Origin of the sequence: Roseimaritima multifibrata, assembly GCF_007741495.1 — a bacterium.
In the GTDB taxonomy this organism is placed as follows: domain Bacteria; phylum Planctomycetota; class Planctomycetia; order Pirellulales; family Pirellulaceae; genus Roseimaritima; species Roseimaritima multifibrata.
Genome location: NZ_CP036262.1, coordinates 4,756,113 through 4,769,247, shown reverse-complemented (window position 1 = coordinate 4,769,247; position 13,135 = coordinate 4,756,113). Strand labels below are relative to the sequence as shown.

The window sequence follows — 13,135 nt, the reverse complement described above, 5'->3', positions numbered from 1 at the left end:
AACGTCAGCTGGAAGCCTCCACCACTCATCAAATCATTAGAAAGCTGCATTGCCCTCATGTTTGTCGACCGCGTTGAAATCGAAGTTCATGCAGGGAAAGGTGGCGATGGCTGTGCCAGTTTTCGCCGCGAAATCTATATCCCCAAAGGGGGACCCGATGGCGGGAATGGTGGTCATGGTGGCAGTATTACCTTGACCGCGGTTGCTGGTGTTAACAGTCTGTCTGCGTTCCAGGGACGGTACTACTGGCGCGCTCCGAAAGGGATGCCAGGCCAAGGTGCTGACTGTCACGGGCGTCGTGGGAAAGATATGCCGCTGCAGGTTCCACCAGGGACCGCCGTGATCGATGCTGAGCATGGGTTCGTTATCAAGGACCTGATCGAACCGGGGGATTCCATCGTGATCGCTCGTGGCGGCAAAGGTGGTTATGGAAATACGCACTTTAAGAGTTCGACGAATCAGGCTCCGCGGCAGTTCCAACGCGGGGAACTGGGGGAATCACGTAAAGTGATCTTGGAATTGAAATCGATCGCCGATGTCGGTTTGGTCGGCAAACCGAACGCCGGCAAAAGCACGCTGCTTAGCCGATTAAGCAAAGCACGTCCCGAGATCGCCGATTATCCGTTCACTACCAAACATCCCAATCTGGGAATGGTCCGGGCCAACGCCGAACGATCGTTTGTGCTGGCCGACATTCCAGGACTGATCGATGGAGCTAGCGAAGGGGTCGGTTTGGGGCACGAGTTCCTGCGGCACGTTGAACGGGCTGGGATTCTGCTGCACTTGGTCGAGCCTGAACCGAACGATCAAACCGACCCGCTGCAGAATTACATTTCGATTCGAGGCGAACTGGACGCTTACAGCGAAGATTTGGCCGGTCGTCCGGAAATCGTTGCCGTCACCAAGGCCGAATTGCCTAGCAGTCAAGAAGCTCAAGTAGCACTTCAAGAACATCTTGGTCACCCTGTCTACCGGATTAGTGCGGTGACGGGCGAGGGATTAAATGAATTGTTGCGAACGGTAACCAAAGCGCTCGATGAAGCTCGGCCCGAAGGGACTCCTTCGCTGTTGCTGTCCGAAACGGATAGGCCACAGGAGCCTGACGAACCGGCTCCTGAAAAACCAAGACGGGTGCCACCACATCTTGCCGGGCCTACGGCTCAGCTGTGTGATGACCTGCAAGCGAAAGACGTTCCCGGAGAAGGCACGAAGTGAGCCAAGATCCGGTCGAAAGTTTGTGCATCGGAGTCGACCTGGGGAATACGCGCGTCAAATGTTGGGCTTTGGGAGCAGCGGCCGACTGGCAGCAAGGTCTCTCCCTGGCCGACCAGCAGGCGATTCGTTCGGCTGCGTGGCTGGATCGCGTCATGCAGTGGCGGGATCAACTGGTCCATTCGCTGCCGATCGCTAGTGCTCAGCCCGCCGTCGAGTGGGTGATCGCCAGTGTCCAGGCGACCATCACCGGTCGATTTTGCGACCGGATCACGTCGCATTTCCCGAGCGATCGTTTTCGGGTCCTTTCCTCGGCCGATGTTCCTCTCCGAACTCGGCTTCCTGCTCGGCAGAAGATCGGAATCGATCGACTGTTAACCAGTTGGGTGGCATGGCAAAACAATCGCCGTGGCGAACCGGGGCCGACGATCGTCGCCGACGCTGGGTCGGCTTTGACCATCGACTGGACCGGTGTGGAAGGAGAATTCCGCGGAGGAGCCATCCTGCCGGGCGTTCAGTTGCAATTGCAGTCGCTTGGGGAACATATTCCAGCCCTTTCAGCCGCTGTTGAATCGATCATTCAGCAGCATTTGTCCCCTCAGCCCGCCACGTCGGTCCCCTCATTTCCGGGGATGGATACCGAATCGGCGATCGCCGTGGGAGTCTATACCAGTGCGGCCGCGGCGATTGATCGTTTTGTTCAGCAGGTGGAACTGGAATCGGCCACTCGCGTCCAACTATGGTTGACCGGGGGGGATGCCCCTCGAATTGCCCCTTGGCTGAAATCCCAGTACCGCCTTGAACCCGACCTGATGAGGGATGCTATCAATCGCTTGATTTACGTTTGAGCTATGATAGAAGGGCTGCAAACCTCCTAATTACGTTGAACCGACTCATGGCAGAATCCCTCGCCGAATTGTTGGGGATTGATCCCAACACCGAAAAACCCAACGCCTACCAGATCTTTGGCCTCCAAGCAGGAGAGTCCGATCCGGAGCGGATTGAGCAGGCAATTGGAGGCGTGGTTCGTCGGCTGAAGGAAAATCAGGCGGCGACCGAGCCAGCTCTTTGGAGTCGGGCGGCAACGGCGGTGACCAAAGCGAGGCGTCTGTTGATCGACCCTGAATCGAGGGCCGCGTATGACGCCAAATTACGCCAAAGCCGAAAGCGTCGCTCCGCTCCGATCAGTGAAGCCGATTCGGATCCTCTGGCCGGTTTGCTGCCCAAATCGGATCCCCTGGCACCGTTTGATATCGAAGCCGCTGCGGCTCGCTCGGCCGGGCTTCGCCCTCGGCAGCCACCTCCGCTGCCAACATCGGTCCATTCCATCGATGACACGCCCGAATTTGCGGACGCTTTAACGGATACCGTTGACCCTGACGATCAAGAGCCAGGCGGATCGGGGCTGGGAATGGCAGGCTTGTCAGATCCAGCCGTCGAACCGGCTCAGGTTGAATCACCGCAGGCCGAATCGCCAGCAGTTGAATCGATTCAGTTTGACCCTACGGTTTCGATGCTCCAGGCTGGCACGGCAAATCCCTCCAGTGGCGACAACGGGAATGCGGGCTCCGGGGGAGATATGGCGTTTGCTCAGCTGGCCAGTGCCCCGAAATCATCGGTCCGTCGCCGCCGCACTAGCCGAGCTCCTATGATCCTGTTGTCAGCGGTCGTGCTGTTGATGTTGGGAGGGATCGGTGGTGCAGCTTATTACCTGGTAGAGCGAGAATCGCAATTGACCACTCAGCCGCAAGTTGCTCAGGCGGCTGCCCCCGTCCCGCGGGACCGGCCGCGCGCGCAGCCTTCCGATTCGATTATGGGATCGATGGGGCCTCGGAAATCGACCAAGCCGCCGGCGGACCTCGCCCCGTTTGAAACTTCAAATCAACCGATGCCAAGTGCGATGCCAATGGCCGCAGGCAACGGGATGGGAGCGGGGATGGAGACGCCGTCGCAGCCGGACATGCAAGAACCCTCGATGCCAATGCAGCCTGAGGTTACGCCCGATCTATCCGTGGCGTCTCTGCCTAAACCGCCTATGCCTACGCCGACTCCGCCACCCGCGCCCCCAGCTCCGTCAGATGCCGAAATTAAGCAGGGTGACGCAGCGTTGTTGGCGGCTCAGAATGCTTTTTTGAAGCGGAACTGGCTGCAGGTGAAACCGCTTGCGGAAAACGCACAACGTCAGGCCAAGACCGCGGCCCAAATCGCGGCGGCGGACAAGTGGTTTGAAGTCGCCGAGATGGCCGATTATTACCTGGGTGGAATCAAGAAAGCGTTGGGCGATCTAAAATCCGGCAACACTTTGCAGTTGGCTCCGACGCTTGAGGTTGCCATCAGCGAAGTGTCGCAGGATCATTTGAAGTTGCAGGTCAATGGACGGATCAAGAGGTACACCTTCGAGGAGATTCCGTTGCTCGTGCTGCACCAGTTAGAAAAGATGACGATGTCGGCCGGTGAGCCCGCGGCCCCGGTGGCTCGAGCGGTCTATCAATACTGGACTCCCGTTTCAAAACCAGCGGACCGCGAAGAGGCGCTGGAGCAGTTGCGGGCGATGCCCGACGAGGTCGGTGGAGTTCACCCGCACGAGATTGCTGACACGTTGCAGGCGTTGCCCGCTGCAACACCTTCATCCTGAGTAAGTTCACTGACTCTTCCATACAATTTTTGATCCATAAGGTTACTCCTGGTGCACGAAACGACTTCGGCGACTTCCTACGATTCATTTCTTCTCGTCTCGTTTGGAGGACCCGAAGGACCGGACGACGTGCTTCCCTTCTTGGAAAACGTATTGCGAGGAAAGCCCGTACCACGTGAAAGGATGCTGGAGGTCGCCGAACACTATCGCAGTTTCGGAGGTGTCAGCCCCATCAATTCGCAGAACCGACTGCTCCTGGAAGCACTGAAACTAGAATTCGAACAACGCGGGATCGAACTGCCGATCTATTGGGGCAACCGCAACTGGCATCCAATGCTAAGTGATACGTTGCAGCAGATGAAAACGGATGGTTGCAGCCGTACGCTGGCGTTTTTTACCAATATGTTTTCCAGCTACAGCGGGTGCCGGCAATATCGTGAAAACCTAGCCGAAGCCTGTCGCACGGTCGGAGAGGATGCGCCGCAGATCGACAAGCTTCGGTTCGGTTTCAATCATCCAAAATTCATTCAGACCGTCGCCAGAAATCTAAAAGATTCGTTGGAGGAATTGCAGGCCGATCCGGCGACAACGAAAGTGTTGTTCACCGCTCACAGCATTCCCATGTCGATGGCGGATCACTGCGATTACGAACGCCAGTTGAAAGAGGCCAGCCGACTGGTTGCGGAGAACGTCGGAAACCAAAATTGGGAACTGGTCTATCAGTCGCGAAGCGGTTCGCCGCATCAGCCATGGCTGGAACCAGACGTCTGTGATTGGATTGCCGAAGCCGATGATCGCGAAAAATTGGAGCGGTTGGTGGTTGTCCCGCTCGGATTCGTCAGCGACCACATGGAGGTCATTTATGATCTCGATCATGAGGCGGCCGATTTATGCAAAGAACGCGGCATAGCCTTTTCTCGATCCAAAACCGTGGGCGTCGATCCCCAGTTCGTTTCAATGATTGCCGACCTGATCATTGAGCGACAATCAGGCGAGGTTGAACGCGTCGCCATCGGTGATTTAGGACCCTGGCACGACGTCTGCCCCGCCGATTGTTGCCAGTACAATCCAACACGACCCACTAGACCCAGCGAATCAAAGTAGGTTTGAGGGGGCGTGCTGTCGAGGGAAACATGCCATTGTTTTAATGGCATTTCTAGACGAGTGCCGTCGTGCCAGTAACGCCGCAGGCCGGATGGTTCGTTCCCAGAGCCATCTGTTTTCTTAGCGGAACGACGCAAGCCGTCCGGCAATCGCATCGAAAATACGGTGAATCTACCGATCGCCTTACGCCGACTGGCAAGGAAATCCGTCCGCAGATGGCAAAGTGGATGGTATCGAGATCGCGCCGTTTTGTTGAGAGTGAGGGCGGTTTCCAGCGTATAGAGCAGTCTGGTTTTTCAAAGCTGCAGGCCGGACGGCTTGCGCCGTTCCGCTAAGAGTGAGTGCGGTGTTCACTGTTCTGAGCAGTCTGGTTTTTCAGAGCTGCAGGCCGGACGGCTCGCGCCGTTCCGCTAAGAGTGAGTGCGGTGTTCACTGTCCTGGGCAGTATGGTTTTTCAAAGCTGCAGGCCGGACGGCTTGCGCCGTTCCGCTAAGAGTGAGTGCGGTTTCCTGAATAGACGTTGTCGCTCGGTAAACTCCCAACTCCCAACTCCCAACTCCCAACTCCCAACTCCCAACTCCCAACTCCCAACTCCCAACTCCCAACTCCCAACTCCCAACTCCCAACTCCCAACTCCCAACTCCCAACTCCCAACTCCCAACTCCCAAAAGCTCACCGCTCCATGCGAGAGCGAACATAATCCTTCACTTGCAACATATCCTCCGGCGGGTCCTGGCCGACAATGACGGCTCCTTTCTGAGGGGCCGTTCGCAGGCCGTGGCTGCCGCGGACCAGGCGTGGGTCGAGCGGGACGACGTCCATGCGGTAACGCATTCCTAGTTTCTTCTGCGCTAGACGAGCCGCCGCGCGAAATTTGCTTGTGATAAATAGTTCGCAGGGATCGTAGCCCGGTTTGCGATGGATATCGACGGTTCTGGCAAAGTCGGGGGCTTTGCGATCATCCAGCCAGTAGTAATAGCAGAACCACGCATCGGGCTCCGACAGCGCGACCAGTTCTCCGCTGCGTGGATGTCCCAGGCCGATGTCACAGGGATCAACCACCGCATCCACTCCAGGCAACGATTCCAGGCAGTCCCGGACGGCTGGCAATAGGCTTCGATCTGAAACGTAGATATGTGCCAATTGATGGTCGACCACTGCAAACGCTTTGCTGTCCATCGGCATCAGCATTTCGCCGAATGGCCCATCGCGGACCGTTAGCAAACCGGCTTCGCGGAGTGCCTGATTAATCATCACCGGGCGGCTGACGGGGACAAGACCATACTCGGACAGGATAATGACTTCGGCTCGGATTCGTTCAGCAGCATCGATTACCGTACCGGCACACGCGTCGACTTCGGCGACACGTTGAGGATCATGCTCGGTAAAGCGTTGGTAGTCGTAGTCAAGATGCGGCAGGTAGACAAGCGTCAGTTCGGGCCTTTTCTGTTCGATCACTTTGGCACTTGCCGCAGCGATCCACTGCGAGGATGCTACGCCGGAGAACGGACCCCAGAAGGCGTGGAATGGAAACGGCCCCAGATTTTTGACCAGCTCGCAACTGGTGCGATCCAGAATGCCAAATTCTTTTGAACCGTCGCATCCGTAATGCGGTTTCGGCGTCGCACTCCATTCGACCGGCGCACCTTGGTTGTACCACCAGAACATCTTCGCCGTTTTTGCCGGAGAGATCGCTTGGTAGAGCGTTTCACCTTGGATCAGCGTGTTGGCTTGCTGCCAGAAACGGATTTCGCCGGTTTCCCGGAAGTACCACCCATTGCCAACGATCCCATGTTCTGCCGGATTCAATCCCGTCAGAATGGTCGCTTGAGCAGTGCTTGTGACCGCAGGTAATGGGCCTCGTAAAGGCTTAGCCGATCCGGCTTGCGAAATTCTTGGAGCGTGCTGCAGTAATTCGGGTGTCAAACCAACGACGTTGATAACTACAATTTTCGATGTCATTTTCTCGCTTCTTCGACTGCCATTTTCAGAGCGGGGTCAAGATCGTCAAAGATTTTACCGGCACCATCGTGGAAGGTACGCCCGATCAAAAGATCGACCAAGTTCCCTTGGTGTTGGGGATGAGCCTTCAAGAATCTGCCGATGCTAAATTCCGGAGTGTAAAAGACATCGACCAATTTTCGAATCCAGCGACTGCCCGATTTGAATTCTTCGGCCCATTTTCCCAATTGGTCGCCCGAGTAGTCTCCCTTGGCATGCCCTTCGATGATCGCATCCCCGGCTCGAATTCCCATCTCCAAGGCGAAGTAAACGCCCGACGAATAAACGGGATCGATAAAACCGAAAGCGTCTCCGACCAAAACCCAGCCTTCGCCGGAGTGTTGTTTGGTGGTGTAGGAGAACTCTTTTGTCAGACGAATGTCACCAACTCGAGTCGCCGGTTCCAGGCGTCGTACCATTCCTGGGCAGTTCAGAACTTCGCGTTCAAAGATCTCGGTCGGCGATTGTTTGCCGTCCAGCAAAAACGAGCGGTCGCCAACGCAGCCGATACTCGTCACACCGCGTGATTGAGGGATAAACCAGAACCAAGCTTTGCGATGTTCGCACTGCAGGATAATGGTTGCCCCTTCGTTCTCGCCGTCATCGCGAAGGGCGTTTTTGTAATACGACCAGATGGCGATCTTCTTTAGATTGGGATCGACCTCTTTCAGTTTCAGTTTGTTCGCGATCAACGATTGTTGTCCGCTCGCATCCACAACCACCTTCGCTTGGATCTCGTGCTCGGTTCCTTTGGAATCGCGAAGCAGTACGCCGGTTGCTCGCTCTCCCTCCATGCGAATGTCCAGGATCCGCGTGTCGTCGTAGCAGTCCGCTCCCAGTTCCTCGGCTCGATCAAACAGCATCTGATCGAATTCCGCTCGTTCCACTTGCCAGGTAGTGCTGCACTCGCGTTCGTCATGCTGGCGGAAGTAGAATGGCGCGGATTCTTTTCCGTTGGCACTGACAAACTGAACGCTTTCTTTGTTCACAAAGCCAGCTTCTCGGATCCGGTCTACCATCCCTAGACGTTCCAGCGGCCAGTAGACTTCGGGCATCAGCGATTCGCCAACATGGAATCGTGGCATCGGCTCACGCTCCACCAGTAGGGTTCGCAAGCCCGCTTCCGCAACCGTCGCCGCTGCGGCAGTCCCACCAGGACCACCGCCGATCACCACCACGTCGTACTGACTTTCCATTGTGTTTGACTTTCTAAAAGCAAGATCGTTTTATCGAACGTGACTGCGTAGGCGTGCTGTCGATTTGATGTTTGTCGTCTATCGTGCCGCGAAAGGATGCATCGCGGACGATGTGATCGCAGGAAACGCGCCATCTGCAAGTGACGGCTGTGGGATCCTCAAATAAATCAACACTGCGTAGGCGATGATTCGATCAGGAAATTATAGCGACTCGCCAAGCTCCGAAGGGTCGCTCGCCAGGGCCAATGTCGCCAATCCATAAAACGTATATTCGACGTCTTGGCTGGGGTCCATTGCGAAACCGGCGAACCCCCCTTCGGGACGTTCCATTTGCTGAGCGTAGTGGCAGACTCGTCGCCGGTTGATCCGGTCGGTAGCCTCCAGGTCGGTAAGCGTGATCATCCCTGTGCAGCTGCTAAGCAAATCGGCCATCGGGATCCGCGTATTGGCGGTGAATCCCCCTTCGTCGGACTGCATGTCGGCTAAAAATTCAACCGTGCGGTCGCGGATTTCAGGCGTCAGGGCGCCAAGCGTTTTCAGGGCTCCGATGGCTGCCGCGGTCGGGTTCACGCCAGCCCGTTTTCCGACACGGATTTCCAAAAATCCCCCCTCTTCGTGTTCATGCCGGAGCAGGAAATCGACAGCTTGCTGTGGATTGGGGACCGAGCGATCGATCAATTCGTAGCAAAGGACCGTCAGGAACGTCTGGTACGTGCTCCCGGCTCGTCCCTCGGCGCTCTTGGCGTACCCACCGTCGTCGCGACGCATCGATTCAAGCAGGTCTGCCAACCGGTCGGGCCAACGCGGGTCGGCAGTTCCCAGGACGTCGATTCCCGCAACCAGTTGCAGGACCGCGGCGCCGTAGACAATCGATATTAAATCGATGATCGTTTCCTGTTTGTCTAATCGGGATTGCAAATATTTGGCCGCGGAATCGGCGGACTCTTCGGTCAATCCATCCAGCACCATCAGGGCGCGCAGGGCAAACCCGGTGTAATACGGGTCGCTTTCGCCCTCGCGTCCAGCGAATCCACCGTCCGGTTTTTGCTGCGCCAAAATCCAGCGCGTCTGTCTTTCGCGAAGTGATTCAGAGAGCGAGCCGGCCCCTGCGGAGAGGCGAAGGGTCAAATCTTGGAGGTAGGACACGTGAGAAGATCGCTGGGAGTGAGGACAGATAGTTTTTTTCGATTCGTTTCGAATCACGTTCCGTGGGATGCCCTGACGATCCGTCAAGTAATTTGGAACGTTGTGAATTCGTCTGTTGCTTGAGAATCGCAGCGGTCGACAAACTCGATCCGATGCCGCAGTGCTTCTTCGACGGATGCGATAAATCGCTGGACCTGGTCAGGGCTTCCTTCGGCGATCAATTCGACGGTCCCGTCAGGCAGATTGCGGACGGTTCCTGTCACTTGGAAAGAGCCAGCTTGGTGCCTTGTGATCGCTCGGAACCCAACCCCTTGGACGGTCCCGTGGAAAATGGCTTTGGTGCGGATGGAGTCAGGCATCGGTACCCGAATCGGATGCGGTTCCAAGGTCCCCACCGGTTTTGTGATCCGGAAGAGATACTTCATCCTCAACACGTTCGATGATGACGACACAGATGTCATCATCTTGCGGCCCGTTTCCGACGTGGGCTGCAACGGCGCTAACCAGGCGTTGCAAGGTCGCGTCGGCCCCCGCTCCCTCGGCCACAATTTCGCGGACGGCGTCCATACCGAACTGCTCGTCCTTTGAGTTCATCGCCTCGTTGATGCCGTCGGTGTACATCAATGCCAGATCGCCGACTTCCATTTGTAAGGGGACGTCGATGTATTCAAAACCGGCATCGATCGCGATCGGTAACCCCGCCTCATCACTGCCTGGTTCGGAAATCTGACCGTCTTTGGCTCGGCGGACGATCGGTGGCATATGCCCCGCGTTCACGATGCTAACCGAATCTTGAACAGGATCGATCACCATTAGCAAAAAGGTGACAAACCTTTCAACCTGCAGGGCGCTCATCCGGTCATTGAGGTTTTCGATCGCTTTGGCAACGTCCGGTTCCCCGGCTAAACAAAACCGAGTCTCCGCAGACAGTTTTGCCATGAACATCGCGGCCGCGACACCATGTCCGGTGACGTCGGCGACCACGACTCCTACCCGGTCTCCCGGCAGCCGAATGTAGTCGAAGTAGTCGCCACCGATATGGTGTGCTGCTTTATAGAAGCTTCGCAGTTGGTATCCTGCGATGGTCGGCGATTTTTGCGGAAGGAAGGCCTGTTGAACTTCGGTCGATAGCTTGAGATCTTGTTCGACTTCCCGTTGCAGCAGCGCCTGCTCGTGCAGTTGAGCGTTGCGGATAACGATCCCGGCTTGGGCAGCCACCGCTGCCAGCAGATCGATATCATTTTCAGAGAACCTGCCCTGCCCTTGGCTGGAATCGATCTGCAATGCTCCGAAAGCAACTCCGTCACTGTCGATCAAAGGAGCACAGATCATCGACCGGATGCGGAAATCGGCGATCGAAGCGGCCGCATCAAAACGGTCGTCGTTGGCCGCGTCCAGCGAAAGGATCGGTTCGCCCGCCGACATCGCTTCGTTAATGATCGTGCGGCTGATTCGAATCGTTTGGTCCTGTTGAGGCCCACGCGTTTTAACCCAGCGTGGGGCGAGCGATCCATCCGGTTCGCGGAGAACAACAAACCCGCGATCGGCCTGAGAAAATATCTCGAAGAGCGTCGAAAGGACCTTGGGAAGCACATCGTCCAAGGAGAGTGCCTGAGCAAGGTTGCGGGTGATTTTCAGCAACGCCGCAAGCTTTGCGTCCGCCGAGGCGACCAGTCGATGGGTATCGCCGGACCGCCGGATATCGATCCGCGAGGAGCTGGAATCATCGTTGCTCGGGGCCGGGTCATCGACCATCAGGATACCGAACTGAGTCCCATCGAAGGTCATTTCGGCACTGGGCACAAAGGGTGCGGGAGAATCGAAATGGAATACCAATTCGACTTCACAGACGCGGATGCGGTCCCCTTCGGAGAGCGATTCTTTGCTGGTAATGAGTTTTCCGTTGACGAACGTTCCATTTCGGCTTTGGAGGTCCTCAAGAAAATATTGGTCAGCCTCTTTGTAGACCTTGGCATGGTGTCGGCTAACCGCACCGACCGTCAAAAGGACATCACATTCAGGGTGACGACCGATAACGGCTTGGTCTCCCAAGTCGTAACGGCCCGCGGTGCCTTCGCTGCGAGACGAAAGAAATGCCATCTTGAAAGCCAGCTTTTAAAGCGGAGTGAATCATTAAGGTCAAACTAATCCACGTCCCGAACTGCGGTCTTGCTGCCAGGAGACAAGTGGGAATGGACAGGAGGGAGTCGAAGCAGTTGTCCAAACGAGTGCCAATTCTGGCGCTTATCGAGCCCCACGTCAACGAACATGCATTTTGTGCCAAATAACAACGTTTTAAGGTCCTTGACAATCTGGAGCGGAACTTTAGTTTAATACGCGGCCCAATGGTGTAATTGGCAACACGGCAGATTCTGGTTCTGTTGTTCCAGGTTCGAGTCCTGGTTGGGCTACTGAGCCTCCAATCCCTAGTGTTTTGGAGGCTTTTTTATTGGCTTTTGAGCATGTTTCGGCGTCCGAATTGGCCCCAAATGCTTGGGAATAAGCGGGTATGTTACCACCGGCGTTACCACGGCGCTCCTGCTGGGCGGTTTCGGGCTGAATCTGTCCCCCGGTTTGCTTCGTTGCCCCTGCCGTCCAGTGATCGCTCGTCACTTGCAGATAGTGTTCGGCAGCTACTTTTGAAGAATGACCTAGCCACGCATCGACAACGTGACCGGGGAACGCTTCTTGCAATTCCGTTCGGCGGGTGGATCGCAGATTAATAAAGGTTTTTTCCCACGGGACCAAACCGGCGTTCTCAACGATCCGGTGAAACTGCGTTCCTAGATTGGCGTCTACCGCATAGCCAGCAATCAGCCGACGGTTCATCACCAAGTCGTTTTCGCGGTCAGCGGCGGCGGCTTCCAGGATCGGTAGCAATTCAGGAAAGATCGGACAGAACCGCAAACCGGTCTTTGTCGAATCGATCCGCAGTCGACCGGAATCCCAAAGTACGTCCGCCCATCGCAGGCGGGTCACCTCAGAGGGGCAACGCATACCAGCGAATCGGGTCAAAGCAAAGATCAGCCGCCAATCGTGATCGGGGCAGGCGTCCAGGACGGCGGTTGTCGTCGTTCGGTCAACAAAGTGGTGACGGTCTGAATTGGATTCGGAATCGATTTTGACCGCTGCAAAGGGGCTTGAGTCGATCAGTCGTCCACGTACCGCTTCGTTGAATAACAGCCGCGCCCGCTTAACGTGTTTCGCTACGGTCGCAGGGGCCATGGTCTTAAGGGGCTTGCCGTCTTTGTCGCGACGAACAGCGTAGGTGAGCAACCACCGCCGCCACTGGTCGGCATCCGCTGGGGTGATCGTTTGCAATTGCCGATCCGCTCCGAAGTGTTCCACCAAGTACCGCTTGGCCTGCGCGTAGTTGTCTTTGGTTCTCTTTGTAACGTCGGTTCTTTTCGCAACGTAGGCATCGATAAACGCTTCCAGGAATCGCTCGGCATCGGAGTTCCTGTTTTCGTCTTTCGCCAAACCATGCTTAACCAAATTGGACCGCAGTCGTCCCTTGGTTTCGTTCGCCCACGCTTCGGCCCACGCTTCGGGTCGGATGCCCGCAGACTGTGCCCGCAGCAACTCAGATACGTTTACGAAAGTCTGGTCCGCAATCCGCTTACTCTTCTTGCCAAGCCAAAGTGCCTGCGGTTTTCCAGCCGCATCCCTCCATCGGATCTTCCAGCCGGGCCGGTCGCCCTTTTGTTGGTGCAGTGAAGCCATCAGATATCAACTCCATCGGTTGAACCCATGATTAAGAAATGCAGACGGCGGGCCGGTCATGGGAACCGGTGTTCGGGAGCAACTCCTAGCCGCTGCGGGCATCAAAGTACAACCTACG

General features: G+C 56.3%; 9 protein-coding genes, 1 tRNA gene and 1 pseudogene. 5 read left to right on the top strand and 6 right to left on the bottom strand.

The window, feature by feature from the left end; translation table 11 throughout:
• Positions 1 to 57 precede the first annotated feature (57 nt).
• From obgE to FF011L_RS17245, 4 genes are read left to right on the top strand one after another with little or no spacing between them, the layout of a single operon-like run.
• Positions 58 to 1,215 carry a GTPase ObgE gene (gene obgE, locus FF011L_RS17260; protein ID WP_145352842.1) on the top strand — a complete coding sequence of 386 codons (1,158 nt, stop codon included), beginning with the start codon at positions 58 to 60 and terminating at the stop codon, positions 1,213 to 1,215.
• On the top strand, positions 1,212 to 2,060 hold the full coding sequence (locus FF011L_RS17255) for a type III pantothenate kinase (protein ID WP_145352841.1): 849 nt from the start codon (positions 1,212 to 1,214) through the stop codon (positions 2,058 to 2,060). The genes obgE and FF011L_RS17255 overlap by 4 nt, the downstream gene beginning before the upstream one ends.
• A 47-nt stretch (positions 2,061 to 2,107) precedes the next feature.
• Positions 2,108 to 3,847, top strand: a complete 1,740-nt coding sequence (locus tag FF011L_RS17250; protein WP_145352840.1) for a hypothetical protein — start codon at positions 2,108 to 2,110, stop codon at positions 3,845 to 3,847.
• A gap of 51 nt (positions 3,848 to 3,898) precedes the next feature.
• Positions 3,899 to 4,951 (top strand): ferrochelatase, encoded by a 1,053-nt coding sequence (locus tag FF011L_RS17245; protein WP_145352839.1) that lies wholly within the window; start codon positions 3,899 to 3,901, stop codon positions 4,949 to 4,951.
• A 672-nt stretch (positions 4,952 to 5,623) separates the two neighbouring features.
• Here the strand turns inward: FF011L_RS17245 and FF011L_RS17240 are convergent.
• The 5 genes from FF011L_RS17240 to FF011L_RS17220 all read right to left on the bottom strand — a co-directional run bounded on the left by FF011L_RS17240 (position 5,624) and on the right by FF011L_RS17220 (position 11,394).
• Positions 5,624 to 6,913, bottom strand: a complete 1,290-nt coding sequence (locus FF011L_RS17240) for a nucleotide pyrophosphatase/phosphodiesterase family protein (RefSeq protein ID WP_145352838.1) — start codon at positions 6,911 to 6,913, stop codon at positions 5,624 to 5,626.
• Positions 6,910 to 8,148, bottom strand: coding sequence for an NAD(P)/FAD-dependent oxidoreductase (locus FF011L_RS17235; protein WP_145352837.1), 1,239 nt, complete (start codon positions 8,146 to 8,148; stop codon positions 6,910 to 6,912). The genes FF011L_RS17240 and FF011L_RS17235 overlap by 4 nt, the downstream gene beginning before the upstream one ends.
• A 201-nt stretch (positions 8,149 to 8,349) precedes the next feature.
• Positions 8,350 to 9,294 carry a prenyltransferase/squalene oxidase repeat-containing protein gene (locus tag FF011L_RS17230; RefSeq protein WP_145352836.1) on the bottom strand — a complete coding sequence of 315 codons (945 nt, stop codon included), beginning with the start codon at positions 9,292 to 9,294 and terminating at the stop codon, positions 8,350 to 8,352.
• Between the two features lie 83 nt (positions 9,295 to 9,377).
• Positions 9,378 to 9,653 carry an acylphosphatase gene (locus tag FF011L_RS17225; RefSeq protein ID WP_145352835.1) on the bottom strand — a complete coding sequence of 92 codons (276 nt, stop codon included), beginning with the start codon at positions 9,651 to 9,653 and terminating at the stop codon, positions 9,378 to 9,380.
• Positions 9,646 to 11,394, bottom strand: a complete 1,749-nt coding sequence (locus tag FF011L_RS17220) for a SpoIIE family protein phosphatase (protein ID WP_145352834.1) — start codon at positions 11,392 to 11,394, stop codon at positions 9,646 to 9,648. The genes FF011L_RS17225 and FF011L_RS17220 overlap by 8 nt, the downstream gene beginning before the upstream one ends.
• Positions 11,395 to 11,633: 239 nt before the next feature.
• Between FF011L_RS17220 and FF011L_RS17215 the strand changes: the two genes are divergently transcribed.
• Positions 11,634 to 11,705 (top strand) — tRNA-Gln (locus tag FF011L_RS17215).
• Between the two features lie 205 nt (positions 11,706 to 11,910).
• On the opposite strand, the pseudogene FF011L_RS27265 reads toward FF011L_RS17215, so the two are convergent.
• Positions 11,911 to 12,774 (bottom strand): annotated as a pseudogene (locus FF011L_RS27265) (tyrosine-type recombinase/integrase); the annotation flags it as partial.
• Positions 12,775 to 13,135: the final 361 nt, after the last annotated feature.

Bases quoted from the DNA above. Each gene is read 5' to 3' on its own strand.
- obgE (WP_145352842.1), top strand. From the start codon at position 58: ATGTTTGTCGACCGCGTTGAAATCGAAGTTCATGCAGGGAAAGGTGGC.
- FF011L_RS17250 (WP_145352840.1), top strand. From the start codon at position 2,108: ATGGCAGAATCCCTCGCCGAATTGTTGGGGATTGATCCCAACACCGAA.
- FF011L_RS17240 (WP_145352838.1), bottom strand. From the start codon at position 6,913: ATGACATCGAAAATTGTAGTTATCAACGTCGTTGGTTTGACACCCGAA.
- FF011L_RS17235 (WP_145352837.1), bottom strand. From the start codon at position 8,148: ATGGAAAGTCAGTACGACGTGGTGGTGATCGGCGGTGGTCCTGGTGGG.
- FF011L_RS17225 (WP_145352835.1), bottom strand. From the start codon at position 9,653: ATGCCTGACTCCATCCGCACCAAAGCCATTTTCCACGGGACCGTCCAA.
- FF011L_RS17220 (WP_145352834.1), bottom strand. From the start codon at position 11,394: ATGGCATTTCTTTCGTCTCGCAGCGAAGGCACCGCGGGCCGTTACGAC.